The organism is Arthrobacter sp. MDT1-49-2, from assembly GCF_059090185.1.
This window is the reverse complement of sequence record NZ_JBNHFK010000008.1, coordinates 12,587-38,307: the sequence shown is the minus strand read 5'-3', so window position 1 is coordinate 38,307 and position 25,721 is coordinate 12,587. Positions and strand designations below refer to the sequence as shown.

General features: G+C 67.1%; 28 protein-coding genes. 20 read left to right on the top strand and 8 right to left on the bottom strand.

What is annotated here, in order from left to right:
- The first annotated feature begins 120 nt into the window (after positions 1 to 120).
- The 9 genes from AC5RTS_RS11960 (at position 121) to AC5RTS_RS11920 (ending at position 7,256) form a co-directional block, all read left to right on the top strand.
- Positions 121 to 1,194, top strand: a complete 1,074-nt coding sequence (locus AC5RTS_RS11960; RefSeq protein ID WP_493992247.1) for an ABC transporter substrate-binding protein — start codon at positions 121 to 123, stop codon at positions 1,192 to 1,194.
- Positions 1,195 to 2,142 carry an ABC transporter ATP-binding protein gene (locus AC5RTS_RS11955; RefSeq protein ID WP_493992246.1) on the top strand — a complete coding sequence of 316 codons (948 nt, stop codon included), beginning with the start codon at positions 1,195 to 1,197 and terminating at the stop codon, positions 2,140 to 2,142.
- Positions 2,139 to 2,957, top strand: coding sequence for an ABC transporter permease (locus tag AC5RTS_RS11950; protein WP_493992245.1), 819 nt, complete (start codon positions 2,139 to 2,141; stop codon positions 2,955 to 2,957). The genes AC5RTS_RS11955 and AC5RTS_RS11950 overlap by 4 nt, the downstream gene beginning before the upstream one ends.
- The gene (locus AC5RTS_RS11945; protein WP_493992244.1) at positions 2,957 to 3,760 is read left to right on the top strand and encodes an ABC transporter permease; all 804 of its coding nucleotides are present in this window, start codon (positions 2,957 to 2,959) and stop codon (positions 3,758 to 3,760) included. Before AC5RTS_RS11950 ends, AC5RTS_RS11945 begins: the two co-directional genes overlap by 1 nt.
- A gap of 12 nt (positions 3,761 to 3,772) precedes the next feature.
- Positions 3,773 to 4,240 carry a hypothetical protein gene (locus tag AC5RTS_RS11940; RefSeq protein ID WP_493992243.1) on the top strand — a complete coding sequence of 156 codons (468 nt, stop codon included), beginning with the start codon at positions 3,773 to 3,775 and terminating at the stop codon, positions 4,238 to 4,240.
- A 109-nt stretch (positions 4,241 to 4,349) separates the two neighbouring features.
- On the top strand, positions 4,350 to 4,577 hold the full coding sequence (locus AC5RTS_RS11935) for a hexameric tyrosine-coordinated heme protein (protein ID WP_493992242.1): 228 nt from the start codon (positions 4,350 to 4,352) through the stop codon (positions 4,575 to 4,577).
- A gap of 86 nt (positions 4,578 to 4,663) precedes the next feature.
- Positions 4,664 to 5,332, top strand: a complete 669-nt coding sequence (locus AC5RTS_RS11930) for a response regulator transcription factor (protein WP_493992241.1) — start codon at positions 4,664 to 4,666, stop codon at positions 5,330 to 5,332.
- Positions 5,329 to 6,618, top strand: coding sequence for a sensor histidine kinase (locus AC5RTS_RS11925; protein WP_493992240.1), 1,290 nt, complete (start codon positions 5,329 to 5,331; stop codon positions 6,616 to 6,618). Before AC5RTS_RS11930 ends, AC5RTS_RS11925 begins: the two co-directional genes overlap by 4 nt.
- A gap of 80 nt (positions 6,619 to 6,698) precedes the next feature.
- Entirely contained in the window at positions 6,699 to 7,256 is a 558-nt protein-coding gene (locus AC5RTS_RS11920; protein WP_493992239.1) for a hypothetical protein, read from the top strand.
- Positions 7,257 to 7,413: 157 nt separating this feature from the next.
- Here the strand turns inward: AC5RTS_RS11920 and AC5RTS_RS11915 are convergent, their stop codons facing one another.
- Positions 7,414 to 8,625, bottom strand: a complete 1,212-nt coding sequence (locus AC5RTS_RS11915) for an ROK family protein (RefSeq protein WP_493992238.1) — start codon at positions 8,623 to 8,625, stop codon at positions 7,414 to 7,416.
- Between the two features lie 95 nt (positions 8,626 to 8,720).
- On the opposite strand from AC5RTS_RS11915, the gene gap reads away from it, so the two are divergent.
- The 3 genes from gap (at position 8,721) to AC5RTS_RS11900 (ending at position 10,860) form a co-directional block, all read left to right on the top strand.
- The gene (gene gap / locus AC5RTS_RS11910) at positions 8,721 to 9,728 is read left to right on the top strand and encodes a type I glyceraldehyde-3-phosphate dehydrogenase (RefSeq protein ID WP_493992237.1); all 1,008 of its coding nucleotides are present in this window, start codon (positions 8,721 to 8,723) and stop codon (positions 9,726 to 9,728) included.
- Positions 9,729 to 10,093: 365 nt separating this feature from the next.
- Entirely contained in the window at positions 10,094 to 10,585 is a 492-nt protein-coding gene (locus AC5RTS_RS11905) for a DUF2975 domain-containing protein (protein WP_493992236.1), read from the top strand.
- The gene (locus AC5RTS_RS11900; protein ID WP_493992235.1) at positions 10,585 to 10,860 is read left to right on the top strand and encodes a helix-turn-helix domain-containing protein; all 276 of its coding nucleotides are present in this window, start codon (positions 10,585 to 10,587) and stop codon (positions 10,858 to 10,860) included. The genes AC5RTS_RS11905 and AC5RTS_RS11900 overlap by 1 nt, the downstream gene beginning before the upstream one ends.
- Before the next feature lie 50 nt (positions 10,861 to 10,910).
- Here AC5RTS_RS11900 and AC5RTS_RS11895 read toward each other — a convergent pair whose 3' ends face one another.
- From AC5RTS_RS11895 to AC5RTS_RS11885, 3 genes are all read right to left on the bottom strand, one after another.
- On the bottom strand, positions 10,911 to 11,306 hold the full coding sequence (locus tag AC5RTS_RS11895) for a hypothetical protein (RefSeq protein ID WP_493992234.1): 396 nt from the start codon (positions 11,304 to 11,306) through the stop codon (positions 10,911 to 10,913).
- 99 nt (positions 11,307 to 11,405) lie between these two features.
- Positions 11,406 to 11,828: a hypothetical protein gene (locus AC5RTS_RS11890; protein WP_493992233.1), complete on the bottom strand. Its 423-nt coding sequence runs from the start codon at positions 11,826 to 11,828 to the stop codon at positions 11,406 to 11,408.
- A 307-nt stretch (positions 11,829 to 12,135) separates the two neighbouring features.
- Positions 12,136 to 14,565, bottom strand: a complete 2,430-nt coding sequence (locus AC5RTS_RS11885) for a trypsin-like serine protease (protein WP_493992232.1) — start codon at positions 14,563 to 14,565, stop codon at positions 12,136 to 12,138.
- A gap of 386 nt (positions 14,566 to 14,951) precedes the next feature.
- On the opposite strand from AC5RTS_RS11885, the gene AC5RTS_RS11880 reads away from it, so the two are divergent.
- A complete protein-coding gene (locus AC5RTS_RS11880; RefSeq protein ID WP_493992231.1) occupies positions 14,952 to 15,932 on the top strand; it encodes an EamA family transporter in 981 nt (326 codons plus the stop codon).
- Between the two features lie 27 nt (positions 15,933 to 15,959).
- Here the strand turns inward: AC5RTS_RS11880 and AC5RTS_RS11875 are convergent, their stop codons facing one another.
- On the bottom strand, positions 15,960 to 17,510 hold the full coding sequence (locus AC5RTS_RS11875; RefSeq protein ID WP_493992230.1) for a long-chain-fatty-acid--CoA ligase: 1,551 nt from the start codon (positions 17,508 to 17,510) through the stop codon (positions 15,960 to 15,962).
- Positions 17,511 to 17,632: 122 nt separating this feature from the next.
- On the opposite strand from AC5RTS_RS11875, the gene AC5RTS_RS11870 reads away from it, so the two are divergent.
- The 4 genes from AC5RTS_RS11870 to AC5RTS_RS11855 are packed head-to-tail and all read left to right on the top strand — an operon-like array spanning position 17,633 to position 20,373.
- Positions 17,633 to 18,109, top strand: coding sequence for an RNA polymerase sigma factor (locus AC5RTS_RS11870; protein ID WP_493992229.1), 477 nt, complete (start codon positions 17,633 to 17,635; stop codon positions 18,107 to 18,109).
- The gene (locus AC5RTS_RS11865; protein WP_493992228.1) at positions 18,096 to 18,719 is read left to right on the top strand and encodes a methylated-DNA--[protein]-cysteine S-methyltransferase; all 624 of its coding nucleotides are present in this window, start codon (positions 18,096 to 18,098) and stop codon (positions 18,717 to 18,719) included. Before AC5RTS_RS11870 ends, AC5RTS_RS11865 begins: the two co-directional genes overlap by 14 nt.
- On the top strand, positions 18,716 to 19,402 hold the full coding sequence (locus AC5RTS_RS11860; RefSeq protein WP_493992227.1) for an alpha-ketoglutarate-dependent dioxygenase AlkB family protein: 687 nt from the start codon (positions 18,716 to 18,718) through the stop codon (positions 19,400 to 19,402). The genes AC5RTS_RS11865 and AC5RTS_RS11860 overlap by 4 nt, the downstream gene beginning before the upstream one ends.
- Complete coding sequence (locus AC5RTS_RS11855) at positions 19,399 to 20,373, top strand: DNA-3-methyladenine glycosylase family protein (protein ID WP_493992226.1); 975 nt, start codon at positions 19,399 to 19,401, stop codon at positions 20,371 to 20,373. Before AC5RTS_RS11860 ends, AC5RTS_RS11855 begins: the two co-directional genes overlap by 4 nt.
- On the opposite strand, the gene AC5RTS_RS11850 is transcribed toward AC5RTS_RS11855, so the two are convergent.
- A complete protein-coding gene (locus tag AC5RTS_RS11850; protein WP_493992225.1) occupies positions 20,370 to 20,753 on the bottom strand; it encodes a DUF1304 domain-containing protein in 384 nt (127 codons plus the stop codon). The genes AC5RTS_RS11855 and AC5RTS_RS11850 overlap by 4 nt on opposite strands.
- A 234-nt stretch (positions 20,754 to 20,987) precedes the next feature.
- Here AC5RTS_RS11850 and pstS point away from each other — a divergent pair, with 234 nt between their 5' ends.
- Complete coding sequence (gene pstS, locus AC5RTS_RS11845; protein WP_493992224.1) at positions 20,988 to 22,103, top strand: phosphate ABC transporter substrate-binding protein PstS; 1,116 nt, start codon at positions 20,988 to 20,990, stop codon at positions 22,101 to 22,103.
- Between the two features lie 141 nt (positions 22,104 to 22,244).
- Positions 22,245 to 22,445, top strand: a complete 201-nt coding sequence (locus tag AC5RTS_RS11840; RefSeq protein ID WP_493992223.1) for a hypothetical protein — start codon at positions 22,245 to 22,247, stop codon at positions 22,443 to 22,445.
- Positions 22,446 to 22,466: 21 nt separating this feature from the next.
- Here the strand turns inward: AC5RTS_RS11840 and AC5RTS_RS11835 are convergent, their stop codons facing one another.
- Both AC5RTS_RS11835 and AC5RTS_RS11830 read right to left on the bottom strand, forming a co-directional pair.
- Complete coding sequence (locus AC5RTS_RS11835; protein WP_493992222.1) at positions 22,467 to 23,198, bottom strand: GAF and ANTAR domain-containing protein; 732 nt, start codon at positions 23,196 to 23,198, stop codon at positions 22,467 to 22,469.
- A 50-nt stretch (positions 23,199 to 23,248) separates the two neighbouring features.
- The gene (locus tag AC5RTS_RS11830; protein WP_493992221.1) at positions 23,249 to 24,199 is read right to left on the bottom strand and encodes a lantibiotic dehydratase C-terminal domain-containing protein; all 951 of its coding nucleotides are present in this window, start codon (positions 24,197 to 24,199) and stop codon (positions 23,249 to 23,251) included.
- A 361-nt stretch (positions 24,200 to 24,560) separates the two neighbouring features.
- On the opposite strand from AC5RTS_RS11830, the gene AC5RTS_RS11825 reads away from it, so the two are divergent.
- Positions 24,561 to 25,706, top strand: coding sequence for a zinc-dependent alcohol dehydrogenase (locus AC5RTS_RS11825; protein WP_493992220.1), 1,146 nt, complete (start codon positions 24,561 to 24,563; stop codon positions 25,704 to 25,706).
- Positions 25,707 to 25,721 lie beyond the last annotated feature (15 nt).

Sequence of the window (25,721 nt, the reverse complement as noted above, 5' to 3'; positions counted from 1 at the left end):
GCCGGACTGCGGGTCCGGGCGCCGGATTTACCGCACCGTAACAACCGGTGCCGCCGATAGAAACAATGCCTTTTTAGGCTCTGGGGTATTCACCCGTTTCTATTGAAAGCGCTGGTCCCCATGAGCCTTCTCACCCGCCTCAGGGCACGTTCGACGTCGGCACGGATCCTCGCCGGAACCCTGACTCTTTCCGGAGTACTGCTGGTCACCGCGTGCGGAGGATCCACCCAGGCCGACACCGGCGACGGCGCCGCAGACTACGGCACCCTGGACCTGAACCTCTCCTGGATCAAAAATGCGGAGTTTGCGGGTGAGTATTTTGCGGACGCCTCCGGCTACTACAAGGAAGCCGGGTTCTCCGACGTCAACCTGATAGCCGGCGGCCCCGGCGGCACGTCCACCGAGACCATGGTCCTCTCCGGAGGCGCGCTGGTAGGCACCTCCAGCCCCATGGGCGTGGCACCGGTCATCGCCGAGGAAGACGCGCCGCTGAAGATCATCGGTACCACCTACCAAAAGAACCCGTTCGTCATCATTTCCCTGGACGGCAATCCCATCACCACGCCCGCGGAGCTGGCCGGGCAGCGGGTCGGTGTGCAGGCGGGCGTGAATGAAACCCTCTTTGACGCACTGCTGGAGGTCAACGGCATTGACCCCGGCGCGGTGGAGAAGGTGCCGGTCCAGTATGATCCGCAGCCGCTGGTCAACGGTGATGTGGACGGGTTTTTCGGCTACCTGACCAACGAGGTGCTGACCCTGGAGCAGGCCGGCCATGCCACCGCGGTGCTGCCGTTTGCCGATAACGGGCTGCCGTTCATTGCCGAGAGCTTTGTCACCACCGATGAAGCCATTGAGACCCGCCGCGAAGAGCTCAAGGCTTTCCTGCTGGCCACCCTGCGCGGCTGGCAGGACGCGGTGGAGGATCCCGAGGAGTCCGCCCGGCTGGCCGTGGAGGTCTACGGCTCGGACCTGAACCTGGACATGGCCAAGGAAATCCGCCAGGCGGAGGAACAGAACACCAAGCTCGTGGTCTCCGCCGAAACGGACGCCAACGGGCTCTTTACGGTCAGCGACGAGCTGATCCAGGACAACCTGTCCATCCTGAAGCTGGCCGGATATGACCTGGCTGCCGAAGAGGTCTTCGACATGAGCCTGCTGGCGGAGGTCTACGAGGAAAACCCGGAGCTGAAATAAATGCCGCGCACCGGAACCGGGATCAGCCTGCGGAATCTCGGCAAAACCTACGCCGCCGGCCGCAACCCGGTCATGGCCCTGGAAGCGGCCAACCTCAGCACGGACCGCGGTTCCTTCCTTTCCCTGCTGGGGCCCTCGGGCTGCGGCAAGTCCACGGTGCTGCGCATCCTGGCCGGGCTGGAGGACCCCACCACCGGCGAGGTGCTGGTGGACGGGAAAACGCCGCAGGACCTGCGCCGCGGACACGAACTCGGCATTGCCTTCCAGGACTCGGCGCTGCTGCCCTGGCGCAGTGTGTACGCGAACATCCGGCTGCCGCTGGAAGTGTCCGGACTGCCGGCCGATGATGCGTACATCCGGGAACTCATTGCGCTAGTGGGGCTGGAGGGGTTCGAAAAGGCCCGTCCGGCTCAGCTCTCCGGCGGTATGCGCCAGCGGGTGTCCATAGCCCGGGCACTGGTCCTCAAGCCGTCCGTGCTGCTGCTGGATGAGCCGTTCGGGGCACTGGATGACATGACCCGCCAGCGGCTGAACCTGGAGCTGCTGCGGATCTGGACCCAGAAGCCGGCCACCACGCTGATGGTCACGCACGGCATTTCCGAGGCGATCTTCCTCTCCGACACCGTGGCGGTCATGAGCCCGCGGCCGGGCCGGATCAAGGAAGTGATCACCGTGGACCTGCCCCGGCCGCGCACCCCGGACATGATGCGCAGCCCCGAGTTCCATGCCCTGCACGACCACGCGTCCGAACTGCTGTTCGCGGGGGCGGAGAGCCCGCGGGGGAATGCGGTGCCCGCGGCACCCGTGGTGCCCGCCACGCGGGAGTCCGCCGTGGCACCGCCCGCGGCACCCGTGGCACCGCCCGCGGCACCCGTGGCACCCGCCGTGCCGGCTGCACCCGCCGTGCCGGCTGCACCTGCCGGGCCGGATCGGCTGGTGGCGCAGTGAGCGGGCGCAGGCTGCCGCCCTGGGCCGTGGGTGCAGCGGGCACGGCGGCGGTGCTGGCCCTGTGGTGGATTGGCGCCGCCACGTTCCTGCGCGGCATCGGCGCCCCGCCCGGCGGCGGTCCCGGCGCCATCCCCACACCGTGGCAGGTGCTCACCCAGATGGGAGCCGACGGCGCGGGCTTCTACTGGCGCAATGCCGCCGTGACGCTGGCGGAAGCGGGGGCCGGGTATGCCTGGGGCAATGCCCTGGCCCTGCTGCTGGCGTTTGTGGTGCTGCTGCTGCCCGGCCTGGAACGCCTTGCCACCCAGCTGGCGGTGATCAGTTACTGCCTGCCGGTAGTGGCCGTTGGCCCGGTCATCTTTATTGTGCTGGGCCCGCCGCGTTCCGGGGAATCCTCCGGCACCGCCGTCGCCCTGGCCGCGCTGTCCGTTTTCTTTACCACCATGGTCAGCGCCTTGTCCGGCCTCAAGGCCGCCGACCGCGCCTGCCTGGACATGGTGACGGTGTTCGGGGGCCGGCGGATCCACCAGTTGGTCAAGGTGCGGCTGATCGCTGCGCTGCCGGCCGTCCTGGCGGCGCTGAAAATCGCCGCCCCGGCCGCCCTGCTGGGTGCAATCCTGGGTGAATACGTAGGCGGCGTGGACCGCGGCCTCGGCCCGGCCATGGTCAACGCCCAGCAGACGCTGGAAGTGGCCCGGGTGTGGGGCGTGGCGTTTGCCTGTGCCCTCCTGGCCGGTGCGGCCTACGCCGTGCTGGGGCTGGTGTCCCGGATCGCCGCACCCTGGGCATCCGGCGTCCGGGCGGGGAACCTCTGATGGGGGCGGCACTGCAGTCCGCCGTTCGGACGCTGCTCGGGCTGGCACTCTCACTGGCCGTCGTCGGGGTGCTGTGGGTGGGCCTGCTCCAGGCCTTTGACGTCTCCTCCTACATTGGCAAGGGCCCCCTGGACGTGTGGCGCTATCTGGTGGGGGACCCGGAAGCGGCAGCGCACCGCGGCCTGGTGATGGGACAGCTGGGGCAGACCCTGCTCGACGCCGGCATGGGGTTCTCTGCCGGCATGGCGGCGGCGCTCGCCGCGGCCTGCCTCTTCACCCTCTTTCGCGGGGTGGAACATGCCCTCATGCCGGTGGCCATGTTGCTGCGGTCCGTACCGCTGGTGGCCCTGGCTCCGATGATCATCCTGATCTTCGGCCGGGAGGGAGCAGCGGTGGCGGCGATGGGCGGGATTGTGGTGTTTTTCCCGGCCCTGGTGACCATCGTGTTCGGGCTGCGCTCGGCCTCGCCGGCCATGCTGGAGGTGGTGCAGGTGTACGGAGGCAGCCGGCTGGATGCCTTCCGCAAGGTGGCGATGCCTTCCGCAGCGCCGGCATTGTTCACCGCGCTGCGGGTCTCCATTCCCGGGGCGCTGACGGGCGCGCTGCTGGCCGAATGGCTGGCGACGGGTCAGGGCATCGGGTACGGCATTGTCTCCGCAGTGTCCCGTGCCCGGTATGACCAGGTGTGGGCCGGCGTCGTTGTGGTGACCCTGGCTTCGATCCTGCTTTATGCCCTGGTATCGGCCGCGGAGGCGGCGGTGAAGCGGCGGGCCGGCCTGCAGGACGGCGGGACGGGCCCGTAGTACGCTTCCGGCATGGGGACCCAACCGAACACTAATCCGGACCACCGGCTTTTCGCCCGTCCCGTGCCGGGCGCAGGCGGCAGCGACTGGGTGGAGGTGCTCGACGACGGCGGGAGGCCGCCGTCGTCGGCCCGCGGGCAGTCCGATGCTGACGGACCGGCCGCGGCCATACGGGAAGATGCGGGCTATGCGGCCGGTGACGCCGGTGCCCGTGAGGCAGGCGGCCGACGCTTCAACCCCTACTTCTGTGCCGCCTGGGTGGTGGCGGCGGTGATGCTTGGCGCCGGGCTGGTCTGGCTTTTCGGCAGCCTCCAGATGGGCTCCCTGTACGGTGTCAATTCGCAGGCCATGACCCGGGAGAGCTTGGTGATGGTCAACTTCCAAATGATGGGTCCCTACCTGCTCCCGTTCGGTCTCGCCGGAACCCTCGCCCTGCTGACGGTGCAGGCCGCCGGTTACCGGAACACACGCCGGGACTGAGCCGGTTCCCCTTCCGCAGGGAAAGGTGCGGGCCCTTGTGCCGCGGAATACGCCCTGCCCACAATGAAACCGGCGGCAGCGTGCCGTCGCGTTCAAAGGACGGGACACCATGGAACTTGTGCCGAACAATTCCCTGCAGTGCACCACCCCGGAGGAAGGGCGCCGGCTGGCGATCAGTCTGGCGCTGCAGACATCCTTTGCCATGCAGCCGGACGAACACGTCCAGGAAATCATCCGCACTACCTACGCGAATAATCCGGAGGACCTGCTTGCTGCCTCGCAGGTGGTGGCCACCGAATTTGCCACCATCGCGGCAGCCAACAACTACTGGCGCTAAGAACTCCGGCGCTCAATTCGCTGCCGGCGCTTCCGTTTGGGCCGCCGCCCGGGCTATCAGTGCGGCCGCGGTCCTATACTCACGGCATGGAGGATCAGCCGCGCATCCTTGTCGTCGAGGATGACCGGCGCCTGGCCGGGATGCTGGCTGAAATCCTTGAGGCGGAAGGGTATGCGGTGACGCTGGCCCATGACGGGCAGCGTGCCCTCCATGAGGGGCTCACCGGGGCCTTCGATGTGCTCCTCCTTGACCGCGGACTGCCGGCCATTGAAGGCCTGGACGTGATGGCCCGGCTGCGCGGGCGCGGTGTGCTGACTCCGGTGCTGGTGCTCTCTGCGCTGGGGAATCCCTCGGACCGCGTTGAGGGGCTGGACCGCGGCGCCGAAGACTATCTGGCCAAGCCCTTCGACATGGACGAACTGCTGGCCCGACTGCGTGCGCTGCGGCGGCGCAGCATTGAACGGGTGCCCGCCCTTCGGATTCCCGGCGGCGTCCTGGACACGGCCGGGCGGACGGTGTCCACCGGTTCCGGCGGGCAGGTACAGCTTTCGGACCGGGAGGCGGCCCTGCTGGAAGTCCTGGCCCGGCATCCGGGCCGCATCTATCCCCGGGACGAACTTCTGGACCTGGTTTTCCCCGATGCCGACGACAGCGGCGTAGTGGACACCTACGTCCATTACCTCCGCAGGAAACTGGGCCGCCACGTGGTGGGGACGGTGCGCGGTGTCGGCTACCGGCTGGGCAGGGACGTATGAGGCGCCGGGACCGCTCAGAGCTGCAGCGCGCCACTATCCGGCTGTCCTTACAATTCACCGCCTTCATCGTGGTTCTGCTCTCCCTCGTCGGGCTGCTGGTGTATTCGCTCGCCGCCGCGGGATCCGCTGCCGCGGCACGCGAAACGTTGGCCGACGCCGTCGACCTCCCGAATGCCCGGGACGCTCCGCTGAACGTTTTCCTGGCCGTTTATGACCGCGGCAGGGTGGCGGTTTCCCGCGATATGCCTGCCGGCCTGCCGGTTGAGGAGGCCCTGGCGGAGGTCGCCGCCCGGGGCGGGAGCCGGGAGGAGACGGTGACGGTGAGCGGTGCAACGTACCAGGTGCTCACTGTCCGCCGGGGTGATGACGTGGTGCAGGCAGCGGTGGATACCCGTGAGGCTATGGAGGAACTGCAGCGGCTGGTGCTGGTGTTGGCGGGAAGCATTCTGGGGGCCGCCGTCATCGCTGCCGGCTTCTCGGTGCTGGCTGCGCGGGCCGCCATGGAACCCCTGGCCCGGGCCCTGGCGCTGCAGCGGCGGTTCGTCGCCGATGCCAGCCATGAACTCCGCACCCCGCTGACCCTGCTCAGCACCCGGGCGCAGTTGCTGCGCCGGCGTTTGGACCGCGGCACCGGCGGGGCAGGCGGGGTCGGGGCCGGCGGAGAGCCCGTCGAAACAGGGAAAGGGCCGGCACAGGAACCGTGGCTGCTGGACGGCCTGACGGAGATCGTTTCCGACGCGGGCGTGCTGACCGGCATTCTGGAGGACCTGCTGGTCTCTGCCGATCCGCGCCGGAGTGACACTGTCGAACCCGTTGATCTGACCGCCGTCGTCCGCGACGTTGTGGACAGTTTCGAATTAATGGCAGCGGAGCGCGGTCTTCAGCTGGAGGTGCGCGCACCTCATCTTCCGGTGACGGTCCGCGGGGTGCGCGCAGCGTTTCAGCGGCTGGTGACATCCCTGCTGGCCAACGCGGTGGATTACGCCGAATCGGGGGTGCGGGTGACTGTGGAGCAGAACGGACGGGAAGCGGTGCTCACGGTGGCCGACGACGGCCCGGGACTTCCGCCGGAGCTGGAAGGGCGGTTGTTTGAGCGTTTTTCATCCGTGCGGGCGGGCACTGCGGTGGAACGGGCGGGGACGGGTCTGCAGCGGCACTACGGCCTGGGCCTGGCGTTGGCAGCGGAGATTGCGGCCCGGTTCGGCGGCACCATTCGTGCCGATTCCAGCCCCGGTTCCGGGACGTCCCTGACGGTCCGGCTGCCGTTGTCCGAGCGGGCCGCGTAGAAACGGTTTCTAAGAAATCTCGAAGAATCCCGCGGCAGGATTGAACTGTCGATAAACCCACACGATGGAGGTGAATACCCATGGCATTGGGGGGCAAGGCGAAGCGGGCCTTGATCTGGACGGCAAGTGCCCTTGCGGGCGTCGGACTGCTGGCCGGCAGCTTCTTCACCGGTGCCGCTGTTGCCGAAAACTCCGAGTTGGAGCAGGCAGGTTCCACGTCGCAGCAGGAAGATGCCCGGGAGCATAGCCGGGACCGGAACGCCGAGGACCGGGAGAGCCAGGACGGGGACAGCCGGGACGGAGACGTCCAGGATGAGGGCACCGAAAACCAGGATGCCGAAGGCCGAGAGAGCGATGACCGTGAACCGCGGGGGCGCGGGCCCGAAGGCCGGGGCATGGACCGGGACGGTCAGGACCAGGACGGTGAGGGCCGGGACGGTCAGGACCAGGACGGTGAGGGTCGGGACGGTCAGGACCAGGACAGCGAAACGCAGGAAGGCACGCCAGACCGGGATGATCGCGGTCACGGCGGGCATCGGGACGGAGGGCACGGCGGTCACCGCCACGGCGGCCCTGAAGAGGGCGAAGCGCCGGATGGCAACGATGCCGACACCGGGGCCGGCTCCGACCAGGCCTAAACCGACACCGGGGCCGGCTCCGATCAGGCCTAAACCGGCCCCGAGGCCGCGGATCCCATGGCCGCAGTGGAAGGACCGGGCACATCAGTTCCCGGTCCTTCCGTGTCCCTGGTCCCGCCCGCTGCCGGACTAGTTCCCCTGGTCCGCCGCCGTCGGTCTAGTTCCCCTGCCGACGCAGTTCCGGCACCAGGTCCAGGAGGTGCGTCTCCACGTAATCCAGGGCCAGCCGCACAGCGCCGGTGGGGACAAGCATCTTGCCCAGGTCCGAGACGGCCAGCCGCGGCGGCTCCGCCACATAGTTTCCAAGTTCCCTCGTCATGGCGGGCAGCAGCGCGGTGGCTGAGGCCGCGACGGCGCCGCCGACCACAATAAGGCGGGGGTCGAAGAAGGAGGACACCAGGGCCAGAACCCGGGCCATCCGCCGGGCGATCCGCGCCAGGATTTCCTCCGCCACCGGATCTCCCGCAGCGGCTGCCTCAAACACCAGACGGGCCGAAGCGCGGTTGGTGTCCGGTCCGACCAGCTCGCGGATCTTCCCGTTGTGGCCTTCCTTCAGCGCGGCGCTGCCCCACAAACGGGCCAGCTTGGCTATGCCGTCCTCATTGCCCACACCCTCAACGAGCTGCAGGGCACCCATGCCCCCGGTGCCCCCCGATGCGCCGTGGAGCAGCCGCCCGGACTCGATGATGCCGCTGCCCAGGCGCTCGCCGGCCAGGATCACGGCCAGGTTCTCCTCACCGGCGCCCACGCCGCGCCAGCGTTCGGCCAATGCTGCGAGCTTCGCATCGTTTTCCACCAGCAGGGGCCATCCCCTCGTGTCGCCGAATTCCCGGCTGAGTCCCAGATCAAACATGGGTGCCACCTCCTGTCCGGGGGCAACGGCTCCGGTTCCCGTCACCTGGGCGGCAATTCCCATTCCGGCGCACAGCACTGCCGACGCCTCAATCCCGGCGTCGGCAAGGGCGGCGTCGACGGCGGCCGTGACCACATCCCGGCGTTCCTCCGGCTGCCCGCCGTGGCGCGGAAACCGCGCTTCGGATCCGCCGACGACGGCGCCGGAGAGATCGGCGGCCAACACGCGCACCGTAGCTATGCCGACGTCGAGCCCCAGGACATACCCGGCGCTTTCGTTGAATTCGAACCGCCGGGCGGGCCGCCCTTTTTGCCGGTCGGTGCGCGGGGACTGGGTTTCGCGGGCCCAGCCGCGGGCAATCAGGTCATCGCAGACAGCAATGACGGTGGCGCGGGTTAGCCCGGTGGCATTAATCAGGTCGGTTCCGGTGACCGACGGGTGGGCGCGCAGCACCTCGAGCACGGCGCGCAGATTGGTCCGGCGCAGGAGCTGCGGGGTGTTTGCGGAGGCGTCCATGGAAGTGGCCTTTGACGTGTGGCGGCAATAACAGCATAATTGTAGAAGAAATTAAATTTAGTCTCTAAATTTACTCTAGCTTCTAGGAGGCCGCAGTGACGGTACGCGTCGGAATCAATGGTTTTGGTCGGATTGGCCGCAATTATCTGCGGGCGGCCCTGCAGCACGGTGAAGGCTTTGAGGTCGTTGCGATCAACGACCTCGCCGATCCCGCGCAGCTGGCCCACCTGCTCAAGTACGACTCCGTTGCCGGACGCCTGGCGGAGAAGGTCACCGTGGAAGACGGCAACCTCATCATCGGCGACCACACGGTCAAGGTCTTTGCCGAACGGGATCCCGCCAACCTGCCGTGGGCTGACCTGAACGTGGACATTGTTGTTGAATCCACCGGCTTCTTCACCAACGCCGAGGACGCCCGCAAGCACATCACCGCCGGCGCCAAGAAGGTCCTGGTCTCCGCGCCGGCCAAGGGTGACGCGTTCACCGTGGTCATGGGCGTGAATGACGGCGACTACGACGCCGAGAAGCACGACATCATCTCCAACGCCTCCTGCACCACCAACTGCCTGGGCCCGTTGGCCAAGGTCCTGAACGACGCCTTCGGCATCGAAAAGGGCCTGATGACCACGGTGCACGCCTACACCGCAGACCAGAACCTGCAGGACGGCCCGCACAAGGACCTGCGCCGCGCCCGCGCCGCGGCCCTGAACATGGTGCCCACCTCCACCGGTGCCGCCAAGGCCATCGGCCTGGTGCTTCCGGAACTGAAGGGCAAGCTGGACGGCTTTGCCATCCGCGTTCCCGTCCCCACCGGCTCCGTCACCGACCTGACGGTCACGCTGGAAAAGGAAGCCACGGTTGAGGAGATCAACGCCGCCTACGCCAAGGCTGCACAGGATCCCCGCTGGGAAGGCATCCTCACCTACACCGAGGATCCCATCGTTTCCTCCGACATCGTGGGCGATCCGGCATCGAGCATCTTCGACTCCGGCCTGACCCGCGTCATGGGCAATGAAGTCAAGGTTGTCGCCTGGTACGACAACGAGTGGGGCTACTCCAACCGCCTGGTGGACCTCACCGGCCTGGTTGCCTCCAAGCTCTAGTCTTCGAGACACCGCCCGACGGCGCCGCGCCGGACTCCCTGCGAGTCCGGGCGGCGCCGTCGTCGTTTAAGGAATACCGCTGAAATCGGGTCACCGGAGCAAGGTTGCCGGGGAATGACCATCATCGCTCGGCACACCCGGGCTGATGATCGAACGCAGCAGGATGGGGGAGTGTTTCGCGGCCGGGTCTCCCGCAGGAGTTCCCACTGTTTGGTGCTGCTGTTAACTCTGTGGTCCCATCCGTCACAGGCGTCACACTGGGTGGGAACTCCTGTTGCTGCTTTGCAGAAACCCTTGCGGAACGTCTCGAATGTCGATAAGTATTGACTGTCTTTCAACCGAGGCGGTCCCGCAGGGAGAGCGTGATGGGAAAAGCAACCATCCTGGTGCTACGGATAGTCCTGGCGCTGGTGTTCCTCGGCACCGTGTTTGTCCAGGCGGTGCTGGTGCCGCTGTTCTACGCGGACCTCGCGGAGGCGGGAGTCGAAGCCGTGCGCATACCGGTCCTGGTGATCGTGGTGCTGGGCATCGCTGCCTTTCAGGTCTGTCTGGTGTGCGTCTGGCACCTGCTGACCATGGTCCGGCGGGGGACCGTTTTCTCTAACGGCGCTTTCCGCTACGTGGATGTGGTGATTGGCGCCCTGTCGGCTGCCGCCCTGCTGCTGTTTGCACTGGGGGTTGTGCTGGCACCGGGCGAGGCCGTGGCGCCCGGCGTCGTCCTGCTGATCGGCGGCATGGGCGTAACGGTTGAGGCGGGCGCCCTGCTGGTGCTGGTGATGCGGGCACTGCTGGCCTCCGCCGCCACCACAGCAGCAGAGGCCCACCGGCTGCGCACCGAACTGGGCGGGGTCATCTGATGCCCATCGTGGTGGACATCGACGTGATGCTGGCAAAGCGGAAGATGCCCGTGGGTGTGCTCGCGGAACGGATCGGCATTACCCCGGCGAACCTGGCGGTGCTGAAAAACGGCCGGGCGAAGGCGGTGCGCTTCACTACTCTGGCCGCTCTCTGCGAGGTCTTGGACTGCCAGCCCGGTGACCTGCTGCGCTGGGAGCCGGATCCGGACGGGTCTGGTCCGGGGCAAGGGCATGACGCGCCCACGGGTGCAGCGGAGTCCGGGATGTTGCAGTAACGCCCTACATCTTCCCCACTTGCTCCGGTGTCCGGATGCAGGCACCCTGTTCAGCGCCGTTGGGCCCTGCTTCTGCGGGACAAGGAGGAAAAGGCCCCTGCTGACCGGGTGCCTTTGACGGGCGGGTTGACCGGCAGGTCGGATGCTGCTGCGTCCCCCGTGTCTGCCCGGTCCGGTCCCTCTTCACGCGGGGTAGGTGCCGCCGCCCGTTTCCCGGCGCCTGCCCTCCGATGCAGCACCAGAACCGCCACGGCACCGACGGCAATCAGGGTGCTGGCCAAGGCGAGCATCAGGTTGGCGTAGAGCCAGAGGAACGTCAGGCCGGACGGGGTTCCGGGCGGAGCTTCCAGCAGGTCGGCGGCGGAGGCCAGCCAAAAGGCAACGCAGCCGGCAAGGATAATCCAGGCCATGCGGGGGCTGACGAGGGAGAGGATCTTCTGCTCCATGGTGAACGTCCCTGGGCGAAAGGAGGAGGGTGCCGTCTACTCGACGCACCAACCCTAGGCCATTCGCCGGCCCTGCCCGCGGTTCTGCAGGCCTTGTCCCTACTTCGTGGAGTAGGGGGTTGCCATCCCGGGGGATTCCTTCACAATGACCGGAATCTCTCCGGCAGGGGACTGATCGGCAGCCGCTGACTGAAGAGCAGCCACCTGGTCGGCCGGTACTTCGACAATCACGGCACCGTCACGGCCGCTCGCCCCGATGGCGTGGATTTCCAGTGCTGGTACCGGCTGTTGTGCCAGCCAGGTCCGGACCAGGGCCTTCGCCTGCTGCAGCTCGGTGCTGTTGAAGGCAACCTGCACTGGAACGGCACCGGCGTCTCGGACGGCGGCTTCCGCCGACGAATCCGTGACCGCGACATGCAGAACGCCGCCGTCCACCCAGGCATCCGAGTACGCCTGCCCCAGCTGGGTTTTGAGCTGTTCATGCAACTGGAGCAGCTGTGTGGTGTATTCGTCCGTGGCCATGTTTCCTTCCGATCCGGTGGCAGGGCCTACCGGTGTTGCCGCGGTACCCGGGGACGCCGCAGCGGATGATGCAGCTACGGAAGGCTCTGCTGTGGAGGCACTTTCGGGGCGGGTTCCGGGATCTGCTCCACAGCCGCTGAGTGCGGTAAGGACTGCTGCTGCCAGGATGACTGCGGCCAGCGGCCGTGTATTCGGTTGGAGCTGACGGGCATTCCGTTCCATGGTTCCCTCCTCGGCGTGACTGTAGCCTAAACCGAAACGGGTCCCGGCCGCTGGCCGGGACCCGTTTCAATATCTACCAGTGCCCTTATGCGTCCACGAGTTCCCGGCGGCGCTTGGTGTAGAGCACTGCCGCAGCACCGGCGGCGAGCAGGGTGGCTCCGCCTCCGGCCAGCAGCGCGATGTTGGAAGCACCGGTGTCGGGCAGTCCGCCCGTTCCCGGGTTGCCTGCCGGAGCGACCGGTGCCACAGGCGCCGGATCCGCGTTGACAACGAAGGAAACCGTGGCGGCGGCAGACGGCGCGCCCTGGTACACCTGCGTGACCTCCACGCTGTGGCTGTCGACAGCCAGGTCGCCGATGGGGGCGGACCAGTTGCCGTTGTCGTCAGCCTGCAGTTCCACTGCGGGCTGGCCGTTGAAGCTGACCAGCACCAGGGCGCCGGCCTTGGCCGTGCCGGTCATGGTGTCGGGGAGCTCGCTCTGCGTGAACTCCGAACCATCGGCCGGGTTGGTGATGACGGGTGCCTCCGGGGCCACCGTCAGCGTCAGCTCCGCAGTTCCGGAATCTTCCTTGCCGTCAATGCCGCCCTGCCGGGCAGTGACGTCGTACACGCCGTAGCTCAGCGGCTCTTCGAGCGTGTAGGCCCAGTTGCCGTCTTCATTCACCTCGACGGTGCGGGTGGCGAAGTTCTCCACCTGGTCATCCGGGATGGAAACCGACACCGTGGCCCCGGCCACGCCGGTGCCTTCAATGCTGCTCACGGAGTTCAGGACCGTGGCGGGAGTGGTGAACACCGGAAGCGGCAACGGTGCTTCCTTGACGGTCAGTTCGAACTCGCTGACAGTCGACTTGTTGAAACCGCTCACGGCCTGGGCTGTGATTTCCAGCTTTTCGCCCTCGGGAACCAGCGTAGGAGCCTTGGTGGACCAGGTCCCGTCCGCGCCGGCGGTGGTTTCGGACTCTTCACCGTTGAGCGTGAGCTTGACGGTGCTGCCGGCCGGAGCCGTTCCGGTGATAGCGGCATCGGTTTCCACCGTGCCACCGTCCGCGGGGCTGGTCAGTGCCGGAGCAGCGAGGTGGACCGCCACGGTGTAGCCGGGAATGGCCGCCATGGAGCGGGCCAGGTCCACGCCGTAGACCTTGCCGGATCCGGGGACGCCGGCGCTGATGAGGCCAACGGCCAGGCTGCCGGAGATCATGCTGCCGCCGGAGTCTCCGGGAGCGGCGTCCAGCTGTGCCTGGAAACCTTCAGTCCAAGTGCCTTCGGCGTTGAAGAGGGCATCGGAGCTGATGATGGTTCCGCAGGTCCAGAAAGAGGTACGGCCGGACTTGCAGATCGGTGCACCGGCCACGGGGGCGGTGGACCCGGTGACCTTCACGGTGGTGGCTTCAAGGTCCTCTGCATTCGCCCACTGCAGGGTTTCCGGCAGCAGGGTCAGTTCGGGGTTGATGCTGTCGATCACGGAGATGTCCGTGCCCGGGTTGGCTTCAGTGCCGTCGAAGGAGTACGTGCCGAACATGCCCAGATCGTAGTCGGCGTGCTCAAGGATGGTGAGCGGGCCGCCGGCTCCCTGTGCACAGTGCCCGGCACTGATGACGGCGTCCTCGCCGGCGGCGTTGAAGCCGCTGAAACCGATGGAGCAGGCGGCTGCCAGGCCGTCGCCGGCTTCGAAGAGGTAACCCGAGCCGTTAGGGATATCGGTTTCGGCGAACTTCTCCGGCAAACCCTGCGGGTCCGTGACGGTGACGTTTTCGTACGTTGCGGCGAATTCCTCGGCCGTCATGGGTGCGGCTGCGGCGCGGGCCTGGGCACCCTTGAATTCCGTGGCAGGCTCGCCGACGGTCAGTACAAAACCGGCACCGGCGTTACCCGAAACGGACTGCAGCTTGTCGGCGGCACCGGTGGTGTCGGCGTAATCCTTCAGGAGGCTCCGCAGGTCGGAGGCCCGCTTCAGGGGTGCGGCGGCTTCCTCTGCGGGGGCATCAGTGGCGTCTTCAGTCGGAGCTTCGGTCTGCTCCGGTGTTGCCTCGGGGGCCGGTGCTTCCTCCGCCGGCGCTTCTTCCGCCGGTGCTTCGGTGGCCGGTGCGGCGGGCTCCACCACAGTGGCGTCCAGTTCGGTGGCCAGGGCCTGCAGGTCCTCGCCGCTGCCGGTGATCACCAGGGCGCCGTCGACCAGCTCGATGCTGACAAAGCCTTCGGTGGCCTTGAGCCGGTCAAGTGCGTCGGAGGCCTTCTTGCCGAGCTCACCCGCTGCCAGGAATTCCTCGACCGTCATGCCGAGGTCCCGCTGGAGTGCTTCGCCCAGACCCGGGGCCAGTGTAGCCGCGCCGTCTTCAACCGGCGTTTCGGTTCCTTCAGCGGCCGGAACGGCCGGAGCCTCCGTGGCGGCCGGCTGCGGGGTTTCCCCCGTGGTTGCCATCGCCGGTCCGGCGATAAAGGCGCCGCTCACCGCCAAAAGGGCGGCGGCGCCAAGGGCACCTGCCCGTGCGTAGAGCGGGCGTGGACTTTCCTGCATGGAATTTTCCCCCATAGACGTTGGCCTCCGGGCTCTGCGCGCTCTGGAGCGGTGCAGGAAGTGCGGAGGGGACAAGACTGTGAACTGCCAATGAATACTGCGAGTGATGCGGAAACTGTTCGTAGCCGGGTTTTACTCAGTGGACTGATTAAAAAAGCCAGTGATAGTACCGAATAACTCCTGCCCGCCGTGGTTCCCGCGCCGAAAAGTGTTAATGACATAGGTCACATCGGGAGGCACTCGAGAGAATAGCCGCCCCGCAGGGAGATGGCAAGGGTAGGCGGGCGGACCCGGGGAGGACCTGTTGATCCTGCCGCGGGCTCCGGGTAGCGTCTGGTTGGTAATGCCCGCCTCGGTGCCCACGGCGCCCCGGACCTAGGAGAAACGTGGGACGAGGGCGGACGGCGGCCGGTCCGATAGCGGCTCAGGCCGGGGCCGGGGGAATCCTGGTGGCCCTCGCATCCTCGGCGGTGTTCGGCCTGTCCGGGTCATTCGCCAAGTCGCTGCTGGAGACCGGATGGACCAGCACCGGCGCCGTCGCCGTCCGGATGCTTGGGGCGGCTCTGGTACTCGCGCTGCCCGCCGCCATCGCGCTTCGCGGCCGGTGGCACCAGGTGCGGGACAACTGGCGGACCATCGCCCTTTTCGGCTTTATCGGTGTGGCCGGATGCCAGTTCTTCTACTTCAACGCTGTGGAGCGTCTTTCCGTGGGAGTGGCGCTGCTGCTGGAGTTTTTGGCTCCCGTACTGATGGTGCTCTGGATCTGGGCAGCCACGCGGCGCCGGCCCGGCCTGCGGACGGTGCTGGGGGCCCTGGCCGCAGTCGCCGGGCTGGTTTTGGTGCTGGACCTCGGCGGCAGCACCCGGATCGATCCGGTCGGGGTGCTGTGGGGCCTGGCGGCTGCCGTCTGCCTCGCCATGTATTTCTTCATTACCGCCAAGCAGAACGATTCCCTGCCGCCGCTGGTGCTGGCCACCGGAGGCATGCTGGTGGGCGGGGCCACCATGGCGGTACTGGGACTCACCGGCATCCTGCCGCTGGGGTTCAGCTCCGCCGACGTGGATCTTGCCGGCTGGCGGACGCCGTGGTGGGTGCCGGTGGCCGGCCTGGTCCTGTTCTCCACCGTCCTGGCCTACGTCACCGGCATCATCGCCGCCCGTGCCCTGGGCTCACGCGTGGCGTCCTTCGTGTCCCTGACGGAAGTGCTCTTCGCCGTGCTGTGGGCGTGGCTGCTGCTGGCGGAGCTTCCGCAGCCGGTGCAGCTGGCGGGCGGAGCACTGATTGTGGCCGGGGTGGTGCTGGTCCGGTCCGATGAGCCGGCGGGCCTTCCCGGCGAGGCAGCGGCCGACGTCGAGCCCTACGCCTAAGCGCGGGCCGACGCCGGCTCCCGCGGCTCAGGCGCCCGGGGCCTCACCTACCAGCGGCGCTTCCACCGGATCCACCGTTATTTCCCGCTTCAGGATCTTGCCCGTGGGCCCCTTGGGCAGGGCATCGGTCAGTTGGATCCGGCGCGGATACTTATAGGCCGCCAAACGGTCCTTGGCGAACTGTGCGATCTCCGTGACCAGCTGTTCCCGGGCGGCGTCATTATCGGGACGGGATTCTTCGCGGAGGCCGATAACCGCCACGATTTCCTCGCCATGCAGGTCATCGGGGACACCGATCACGGCCGCTTCGGCTACCGCCGGGTGTCCGTAGAGCACCTCCTCGACCTCGCGGGGGTACACGTTGTAACCGCCGCGCAGAATCATGTCCTTTTTGCGGTCCACAATGTAAATGTTGCCCTCCTCGTCGAGGCGGGCGAGGTCCCCGCTGCGGAACCAGCCGTCCGGAATGGCGGCAGCCGTGGCGTCATCGTTATGCCAGTACCCCTTCATCACGCCTTCGCCGCGGATGGAGAGCTCCCCGATCTCGCCGGTGGGCACGTCCTTGCCCTCCGGATCCAGTATCCGCACCTCCATCCCGTCAACTACCCGGCCGATGGACCCTGCCTTCCGCCCGCCGCCGGGAAGGTTGAAGGAAACAATCGGTGAGGTTTCGGAGAGTCCGTAGCCCTCCAGCATGTCGGTTCCGAAGACTTCCTCGAACTCGTGCAGGATCTCCAGCGGCATGGCGGAGCCGCCGGTAATGGCGCCGCGCAGCGAGGACAGATCGGTGGTTTTCACGTCCGGATGGCGCAGCATCCCCACGTACATGGTGGGGACACCCTCGAATATGGTCACACCGTCGCGCTCGATGATCTGCAGTGCCTTGCCGGCATCAAACCGGGGGAGCAGGCTGATGGATGCCCCGGCCATGACGGCGGAATTGAGGGCGGCGGTCTGGCCGAACACGTGGAAGAACGGCAGGCCGCCGAAAATGACGTCTGTCTCGAGGGTGTCCAGCAGCGAGCGTGACACCTTGGCGTTACTCAGCAGGTTCCGGTGGGTCAGCGCCGCACCCTTGGGGCGGCCGGTGGTGCCGGACGTGTAGAGGATCACCGCGATGTCTTCCTCGTCCACGTCCGCAACCTCCGGCCGGGAATCCGCGGCAGCCAGCAGCTGCAGGAACTGAACCGAGTCCACGGAGACCACGTCCACGTTCCCGGCATCCTTGGCTCCGGCCATCACCTCGTCGGCCACCCCTTCCCAGGCGAACACAATCCGGGCTCCGGAATCCTGCAGGTGGTAGGTGATCTCGCGGGCTTTCAACAGCGGATTCATGGGCACCACTACGGCTCCGTACCGCAGCGCGCCGTAGTAGATAAAGGGCATCTGCGGGATGTTCGGCATGACCAGCGCCACGCGGTCGCCGGGAACCACGCCCCGGGCGGCCAGGACCCCTGCCACTTTTGCGCTCATGGCGTCCAAAGCCGCGTACGAGACTACGGTCTCATCAAGTTTGAGGACAGTCCGATCCGGAACGCGGGCGGCGGTGTCGGCGAGGATGCCGGCGAGGTTGGCCATGGTGATCTCCTTTGATCTAGCGACGTTGTGGGCAGTCTAGCCACAGTGCACTGCCGGTGCCGAGCTTTTTCTGCCGGGCCGGCTCACGAACCTTTCCCCAAAACCGTCTACCGTATGTGGAAGTGAAACCCTTTGAGCAGATTGTGCAGGAGCACGGCCCGGCCGTGCTGCGGGTCTGTCGTGCCGTGCTGGGTCCGCAGGATGCCGAAGATGCCTGGTCGGAAACATTCCTGGCCGCACTGCGCGCCTGGCCGGCCCTGCCCGAGGGCGCCAACGTCCAGGCCTGGCTGGTCACCATTGCCAAACGGAAGGCGATCGACCAGCACCGGGCCGCAACCCGGAATCCGCTGCCGGTGGCCCAGCTGCCCGAGCCGCCTCCGTCCGTCGCTGCCGCAGGGACGGACGGATTGTGGCAGGCGCTGAAAACCCTGCCCGTCCGCCAGCGCGAGGCGCTGGCCTACCATCATCTGGCCGGACTGCCGTATGCCGAGGTGGCCCTGCTGCTGGGCGGCACCGAAGCGGCGTGCCGTCGCTCGGCGGCAGACGGCATGAAGAAACTACGGACGCTGTACAGGGAGGACCGCTATGAATTCCTTTGATCTATCCGATGCGGGCCTCCTGGCTGCCCTGGACGCCGATGAGCCGGACGGTGCGGTCCTGGCCCGGCTGCATTCCCGCCTGGCCGCCGAGGCCGGGTCCGCCGGAGTTCTGGACCTTGCCTATACGGTCATGGACAGCCCGGTGGGCAGGCTGATCCTGGCCGCGACGGACGCAGGCCTGGTTCGGGTTGCCTTCGAATGCGAGGGGGTCGACGAGGTGCTGCAGGCGCTCAGCGACCGGATCAGCCCGCGGATTCTGGAGGCCCCGGAGCGGCTGGCTGTTCCCGTGGCACAGCTGCAGGAGTATTTCGACGGCGCCCGGCGCAGCTTCGACCTGGACCTGGACCTGCGCCTGACCTCCGGATACCGGCGCACCGTGGTCCAGGCACTGCAGGGGATCGGCTACGGACACACGGTGACCTACGCAGGCATCGCGGCACTGACCGGCAACCCCGGTGCCGTGCGGGCGGTAGGCACCGCCTGTGGCCGCAATCCGCTGCCGCTGGTGATTCCCTGCCACCGGGTCCTGCGCTCGGACGGAACTACCGGCGGGTACCGCGGAGGACCGGCGGCGAAAAAGACACTCCTCGATCTGGAAGCAGCAGCATGAGCACCTCCCTCTTTCCCCGCGAACGGTCCGAACCGGCCGTGGGCGCAGTGCACGTTCCCGGATGGCTGCCCGCGCAGCGGCAGCGCGAGATAGTGGCCGCCTGCCGGCAGTGGGCCGTGGGCCCGGTACCCATGCGCTCGGCGGTGCTGCCCGGCGGGCACCCCATGTCCGTCCAGACCGTGTGCCTGGGCTGGCACTGGCAGCCGTACAAGTACACGCGGACCGCCGACGACGTCGGTGGCGGACGTGTCGCGGAAGTGCCCCGGTGGCTGGTGGAACTGGGACGCGATGCGCTGCGTGCGGCGTACCGCCGGCCGGACGGCGGCTATGACCGGGAGGATTACCGGCCCGAGAACTACACGCCGGACACGGCGCTGATTAACTACTACGCCGAGGGAGCCCACATGGGCATGCACCAGGACAAGGACGAGAAGTCCAGTGCCCCCGTGGTCTCCATCAGCATCGGCGACACCTGCGTGTTCCGCTTCGGCAACCCCGAGACCCGCAACCGCCCCTACACGGATCTTGAACTGGAGGGCGGGGACCTGTTCGTGTTCGGCGGTCCCTCACGCTTTGCCTACCACGGGGTACCCCGCACCCATGCCGGCACCGCGGACCCGGCAGGCGGGCTGGCCACCGGCCGGATCAACATCACCCTCCGCATGACCGGCCTCAGCGGATGACCCCGGGCGGCGCCCTCTCCGGTGCGCTCGGCGGTGCCCTGCCGGGTGCCCCCGCCGGCGCCGGTGCGGTGCGGCAGGATTCCCTGGCCTACCGCGGCCCGCTGGCGTGGAAGCCCCTGGCCAACGCGCTCGCTGCCCACGCCGTGCCCGGGCTGGAAAGGGTCACGCACGGACGCGACGGCGCGGCTCTGGAACGGCTCCTGGTGCTGCCTTCCGGTCCCGTGGAGATCACCATCCATCTCGGCCCGGACGTAGTGCTGCTGACCCGCCCGCACCTGCCGGACACACAGGACGCCGAGCTGACCGCCAGGGTCCGGGCCTGGTTGGATCTGGAGGCGGATCACAGCGGAATTGACCCGTTCCTCGCCGGCTTTGACCTCCTGGAACCACTGGTGAGGCGCCATCCCGGGCTGCGGGTTCCCGGCACCACAGACGGATTCGAGACGGCCGTCCTGACGGTCCTGGGGCAGCAGGTCTCCCTTGCCGCGGCGCGGACCTTCGGTGCGCGCCTGGTTGCCGCCTTCGGCAGCCCCGGTCCGGCCGGATTCAGCACTTTCCCGACGCCGAACGCCCTGGCCTGTGTGCCTGAGGGGGATATCCAGGCTGCAGTGCGGATCACCCACGCCCGCGCGCGCACGGTATCCGCGCTGGCCCGGGCTGCGGCGGACGGTCTGGCACTGCACCCCGGCGCCGACAGGGATGCGGCACGCAGGGGACTGCTCGCACTGCCGGGGATCGGCCCCTGGACTGCTGACTATCTGGCCGTCCGTGCTCTCGGGGACCGTGACGCCTACCCGGCGGATGACCTGGTGCTTAAGCGTGCGCTGGGTGTCGGCACGGGACGGGAGGCCGCCCGGCTGTCGCAGCCCTGGCGTCCCTGGCGCTCCTATGCCCTGTTCCACCTCTGGACCGCCGCGGCGTATGTTCCCGCCGTCGGGAATGCCGGGGGTGCCGCGAAGTCCGTCGGTTAGGCGCCCAGCAGGCAGAAAACCAACGCAACACATGCCGGACCGCCCTGCACCACAGCCAGCCGGCCGAGCCTGCGGTCGCTGAGCACCAGGACGACGGCGGCCAGCAGCATGCACGCCGTGGTGAAGGTCATGAGGGTCAGGCCCGCCACCGCGTTGCCCGCGATCAGCAGCACCACGCCCAGGCATGCCCCGACGGCGAGGAACAGGTTATGGAAACCCAGGTTGTAGGCCAGCTGTGCCGTAGCCGCCGCGGAGCTGGAACCCCGAAGCTGGAAGATCGCAACGGTGCCGGGATCCGTCCATCTCAGGGATTCGAGCATAAAAAGGTAGAAGGCCACAGCAGCGGCGACCACGGCAAGGATGGCTGCGACAATCAGCACGGAAGCTCCCTTGGCATTGCGCGGGCAGAGCCGTTCGGCACTGCCGCGCCGGGACGGTGACCTCCGCCGGTGCGCTCAATCGTGACAGCCTGTGCCGGCGCCCTCAAGGCCCGGCGCCGGTTTCGGTTGGCGGGGGCGGCCAAAAGGAAGCTAGCCTTGAAAGAGCGGCCGTCAGACCGGCCCTCACCCCCACCGGCGTTGGACGCCGCTGCAGCTTTCCCGGAAGGAAACCCATTGCGCCCAATCCGTTCCGCCCGTTCCCTGGCCACGGTGGTGCTGGCATCACTTGTCCTCACCGCCTGCGGATCCGATTATCCTCTCGGCGATGCCCAGCGTGAGGCCGCCGAAAACAGCAACTCGACCCTCAGCGGCGTGCTGTCCGGCGCCGGGTCGAGCGCCCAGGGCCCGGCCATGGACGCGTGGATCGCCGGTTTCGGGACGCTGCACCCGAAGGTGCAACTGCAGTACTCGCCGGACGGATCAGGTGCCGGCCGCAGCGCGCTGCTGGCAGGCGCCGTGGATTTCGCCGGGTCAGACGCGTACCTGCAGGAAGAGGAGATGGATGCGGCCAGGGAAGTCTGCGGCCCCGACGGTGCCCTGGATATCCCCGCCTACATTTCACCGATTGCCGTGGCGTTTAATCTCCCCGGATTCGACTCGCTGAACCTGGACGCGGCGACCATCGCGGCCATTTTCCGCGGCAGCATCGAAACCTGGGATGATCCGGCCATTGCTGCCCTGAACCCCGGGGTTTCCTTGCCGGGCACCCGCATCACCCCGGTGAGCCGTGCCGACGATTCGGGCACCACGGAAAACTTCACTGAGTACCTCCACGAGGTGGCACCCGATGCCTGGCCGGATGCGCCGTCGGGAACCTGGCCCGGAGGCCTGGAGGGTGAGAACGCACAGGGCAACTCTGGTGTGGTCAGCACCGTCACGCGGACCGAAGGCGCGGTGACCTATGCGGACGATTCAGTGATTGACGAATCCATGGGCACCGTCAACCTGCTGGTCGGGGAGGAATTCGTCCCCATCAGCGCCGAAGCGGCCAGTACCGCCGTCGAACAGTCCACCCGTGTGCCGGGGCGCAGCGAGCACGATATTGCACTGCATCTGGACCGGAAGACCACCGAGCCCGGCGCCTACCCGCTGGTCCTGGTGTCCTACCAGATCTACTGCAGCTCCTACGACGACACCGCCCTGGTGGAACGCGTCAAGGCCTTCGGTGAGTACGTGGTTGGCGAGGAGGGGCAGGCTGCCTCCGCGGATGCCGCGAAGAGTGCGCCGATCCCGCCGGCACTGGCCGAAGATGCCCTCGCCGCGGTTGAGTCCATCACCGTGCGCGACTAGGGGTTCCGGTACCTCCGGGCGCACCGGAATCAGGGCTCTCTCCGTTGAGCCGTCTCTCCCGTCGCTGCTCTTGCGGTGCCCTCTTGCGCCGCCTGCACGCCAGTGTCACCGTGGTTTTACGCGACGCTGAAGGGGGCTGCTGTGGAACCTATCCGAATCGAGCGATGGTGGCCGTATCTGGACGGTTCGGCCAAGGATTGGCTGAGGCACAATCTCCGCCAGGACGGTCTGCCGCCTAAGGTGCAGGACCGGATCGCCGAGGCGGGCGGGCCGGTCATGGATCCCATTTTGAACGAACCCGACTGGGCGTTCATCGAATTGGACGCCCAAACCGTCGAGTGAATGCGTCCTCGGCGCATGCGCTTATTCCACGAAATGCGTATCCACGGACTCCGAGGTAATTGACCGCACCACACGGTCCGCGAGGTCCCGCAGCTTCGCGTTCCGGTTGCTGGAGGCCCGCCGCAGGATCTCGAAGGCGGCGTCCTGGCTGCACTTGTTCTGGGCCATGACAATGCCCACTGCCAGGTCAATGGTGGTGCGCGCTTCCATGGCCGCACGGAGGTGCTCCGCCGTGCTCTTGTGCCGGGCAATCTCGACAGCCAGCGCCAGCGCAGAGCTGGCCTCGCTGGCAAAGGCCTCTGCTGCGGCGATTCGCTCGGGCGTGAAGTATGCCGGCTCGGGGGCATAGAGGTTCAACCCGGCGCCGCCGTCGTTTCCGAGGACCAGCGGCACACCGAGGATCGAATGGAAACCGCGGTCGCGAATAGCGTCAGCGTATTCCGGCCAGCGCGGATCCGTGCCCACATCCTCTATCAGCACCGTTTTTCCCGTCCGGGCCGCACGCAGGCACGGGCCGTCCCCGTAGCCGTATTGGACCTCGTCCAGGACCCGGGCAGGCTCGCTGCTGCTGGCGACAGTGGCTCCCTGCTTATGGCGCAGCAGGGTCACTGCCACGAGGATGTCTGCGTCGGTGCTGAAGAGTTCAGCGGCGTGGGACGCAAACGCCTCAAGGAAGTACTCCACCGATCCGGTCTGCAGGATCAACTGCTGCAGTTCGGCTGCAACCGAATGCTGCTGCGGGGCAAGTTTCATGATGCGAGTCTATCGCCGACGGTCCTGTTCGACGGCGGCGACCTGCGGGGTCACAGGGTGTCCGTGAGCTCCGTTTCCTTCTCCCGGCTCCAGGTCCTGGCATACACACCGATCAGGGCTTCCTGCCGGAGCGTGAACCCGAGCCGGTTGAGCAATCCATGCGCCTGGTAGGCGGTGAGGTGCTGGGCGCTGCGGCTCGCCCCGGCCTTGTCCGCCCGGTACAAATAGGTGTCGATGGCCCGCAGCCAGCGCCGGCGCCAGTTCGTTACTGCCGATTCGGACGCGGTGGCCATCATCAGGCGGTGGACAGGCATCAACTGGGCGTTGGCCTGGGCGCCGGTGGCTTTCTGCACGCCGGCGGCGCGGGGATCCGATGCGGTGCAGCTGTGCAGATGGCTGTCCCAGTAATACTCCCAGGACACCCGGCGCCTATCCGGCCAGGTGGAAGCACGTGGCCCCTTCATCATCGCGTAGCAGGAATCGAAGAGCAGCAGGGAGGCCAGCGCGGATCGGTTTTGCGCCTTGGGGAACCTGGCGGTTGCCCACAGGCACAGGTCGGAGGACAGTTCGAAGACCTCTTCTGCGAGGTTGAGGCCCTCCACTCCGCCGTACCGTGCCAGGTCGGCTTCGACCCAGGGCAGCAGCGGATCGGTGCCGATGGTGCGGTCCAGAACCGGCTCGCTGAACTCGTGCTCCACCGGCATGCTGCGCACCGGATCCCCCGCCTGTTCCTGCAATGCCCCCAGCAGCGGTTTGAGCCGGTCCACGGTTTCGGACGGAGCGAGGACACGCAGCCGCACCTGGGCATTCGCGGGCTGCATTCGCCGGGTATAGAACCATCGCTGGGCCCCCCATCTGCGAGCCTGTGCGACAAGGGGAGTCACCAGCTCCCCGATAATGCGATCTGCCAGCTCAAAACCGCCGGCTTCTACGGACAGGTTCCACCACACCAGATTGGGGGCGGAACGGAACGGGGTGCGGAGTGTGGTTGGCTGGCTCATAGCCATCCTTTCGGTGCTGTCTTGCGGGACAACTCTGGGTTCCACTCTGTTCTGCTCGCGGTACTGCCTGCGCTGGACCACCCCGTCCGGAACGGCCTTTTGCAGCTCATCCCGGGATGGAAGTCTTCCCCAGTGAACGGGCGGTGTCCACAGTCCCCGGAAGCTCTCTCTGAAGGTGGTCCGAACACCTCGCCATCCTGCCAATCCGGAGTACTATCTTCACCGCTGCGCACCCTCTCCACCGTTTGCAAAGTTAATAAGTCTGCTTATGGTTAAGGGGCTTGGGGTGAGGGTCCCGCCGCGCAGGATCAGGCGGCTCCCATCCCTTACCGACATCCGGCGGAGACGAGGAGGCAGGCCTGTGCGAGCGATGGTGTACCGAGGACCCTACAAGGTGCGGGTAGAGGAAAAGGACCGCCCGCCCATAGAGCATCCGAATGATGCCATCATCAGGGTCACCCTGGCTGCGATCTGCGGATCCGACCTTCACCTTTATCACGGGCTGATGCCGGACACCCGGATCGGGCACACCTTCGGCCACGAATTCATCGGGGTGGTGGAAGAGGTGGGACCCTCGGTGCAGAACCTGAAAGTGGGGGACCGGGTGATGGTCCCCGCCAACATCTACTGCGGTTCCTGTTATTTCTGTGCCCGCGGGATGTACTCGAACTGCCACAACGTGAACCCGAACGCGACCGCCGTCGGCAGCCTGTACGGTTACTCGCACACCACCGGCGGGTACGACGGCGGCCAGGCCGAGTACGTGCGCGTTCCGTTTGCCGACGTCGGGCCCTCCGTGATCCCCGACTGGATGGACGAAGAGGATGCGCTGATGTGCACCGATGCCCTGGCGACCGGATACTTCGGCGCCCAGCTCGGAGACATTGTCGAGGGTGACACCGTGGTGGTCTTCGGCGCGGGACCCGTGGGCCTCTACGCTGCCAAGTCCTCCTGGCTGATGGGGGCCGGCCGCGTCATCGTGATAGACCATCTGGACTACCGCCTCGAAAAGGCGCGCACCTTCGCCCACGCTGAGACCTACAACTTCACCGAACACCAGGACATCGTGGTGCACATGAAGAAAATCACCGACCATCTGGGCGCCGACGTCGCCATTGACGCGGTGGGGGCAGAGGCAGACGGTAATTTCTTGCAGCACGTCACCGGCACCAAGTTCAAGCTGCAGGGAGGCTCCCCGGTGGCCTTGAACTGGGCCATCGACTCCGTCCGCAAAGCGGGGACCGTCTCCGTGATGGGCGCTTATGGCCCGATGTTCAGCGCCGTGAAGTTCGGTGATGCGATGAATAAGGGCCTGACCCTGAACATGAACCAGGCGCCGATGAAGCGGCAGTGGCCGCGATTGTTCGAACATATCCGCGCGGGGTACCTGAAACCCCACGAGATCATCACCCACCGGATCCCGCTGGAGCACATCGCGGAGGGGTACCACATGTTCTCCGCGAAGCTCGATAACTGCATCAAGCCCGTCATCATCCCCGGCTCGTAGAAGGAAGGACACTGC

Excerpts from the sequence above, each read along its gene's own strand:
- AC5RTS_RS11960 (WP_493992247.1), top strand. The coding sequence starts at position 121 with ATGAGCCTTCTCACCCGCCTCAGGGCACGTTCGACGTCGGCACGGATC.
- AC5RTS_RS11955 (WP_493992246.1), top strand. The coding sequence starts at position 1,195 with ATGCCGCGCACCGGAACCGGGATCAGCCTGCGGAATCTCGGCAAAACC.
- AC5RTS_RS11945 (WP_493992244.1), top strand. The coding sequence starts at position 2,957 with ATGGGGGCGGCACTGCAGTCCGCCGTTCGGACGCTGCTCGGGCTGGCA.
- AC5RTS_RS11940 (WP_493992243.1), top strand. The coding sequence starts at position 3,773 with ATGGGGACCCAACCGAACACTAATCCGGACCACCGGCTTTTCGCCCGT.
- AC5RTS_RS11935 (WP_493992242.1), top strand. The coding sequence starts at position 4,350 with ATGGAACTTGTGCCGAACAATTCCCTGCAGTGCACCACCCCGGAGGAA.
- AC5RTS_RS11930 (WP_493992241.1), top strand. The coding sequence starts at position 4,664 with ATGGAGGATCAGCCGCGCATCCTTGTCGTCGAGGATGACCGGCGCCTG.
- AC5RTS_RS11925 (WP_493992240.1), top strand. The coding sequence starts at position 5,329 with ATGAGGCGCCGGGACCGCTCAGAGCTGCAGCGCGCCACTATCCGGCTG.
- AC5RTS_RS11920 (WP_493992239.1), top strand. The coding sequence starts at position 6,699 with ATGGCATTGGGGGGCAAGGCGAAGCGGGCCTTGATCTGGACGGCAAGT.
- AC5RTS_RS11915 (WP_493992238.1), bottom strand. The coding sequence starts at position 8,625 with ATGGACGCCTCCGCAAACACCCCGCAGCTCCTGCGCCGGACCAATCTG.
- AC5RTS_RS11905 (WP_493992236.1), top strand. The coding sequence starts at position 10,094 with ATGGGAAAAGCAACCATCCTGGTGCTACGGATAGTCCTGGCGCTGGTG.
- AC5RTS_RS11900 (WP_493992235.1), top strand. The coding sequence starts at position 10,585 with ATGCCCATCGTGGTGGACATCGACGTGATGCTGGCAAAGCGGAAGATG.
- AC5RTS_RS11895 (WP_493992234.1), bottom strand. The coding sequence starts at position 11,306 with ATGGAGCAGAAGATCCTCTCCCTCGTCAGCCCCCGCATGGCCTGGATT.
- AC5RTS_RS11890 (WP_493992233.1), bottom strand. The coding sequence starts at position 11,828 with ATGGCCACGGACGAATACACCACACAGCTGCTCCAGTTGCATGAACAG.
- AC5RTS_RS11885 (WP_493992232.1), bottom strand. The coding sequence starts at position 14,565 with ATGCAGGAAAGTCCACGCCCGCTCTACGCACGGGCAGGTGCCCTTGGC.
- AC5RTS_RS11875 (WP_493992230.1), bottom strand. The coding sequence starts at position 17,510 with ATGGCCAACCTCGCCGGCATCCTCGCCGACACCGCCGCCCGCGTTCCG.
- AC5RTS_RS11865 (WP_493992228.1), top strand. The coding sequence starts at position 18,096 with ATGAATTCCTTTGATCTATCCGATGCGGGCCTCCTGGCTGCCCTGGAC.
- AC5RTS_RS11860 (WP_493992227.1), top strand. The coding sequence starts at position 18,716 with ATGAGCACCTCCCTCTTTCCCCGCGAACGGTCCGAACCGGCCGTGGGC.
- AC5RTS_RS11855 (WP_493992226.1), top strand. The coding sequence starts at position 19,399 with ATGACCCCGGGCGGCGCCCTCTCCGGTGCGCTCGGCGGTGCCCTGCCG.
- AC5RTS_RS11835 (WP_493992222.1), bottom strand. The coding sequence starts at position 23,198 with ATGAAACTTGCCCCGCAGCAGCATTCGGTTGCAGCCGAACTGCAGCAG.
- AC5RTS_RS11830 (WP_493992221.1), bottom strand. The coding sequence starts at position 24,199 with ATGAGCCAGCCAACCACACTCCGCACCCCGTTCCGTTCCGCCCCCAAT.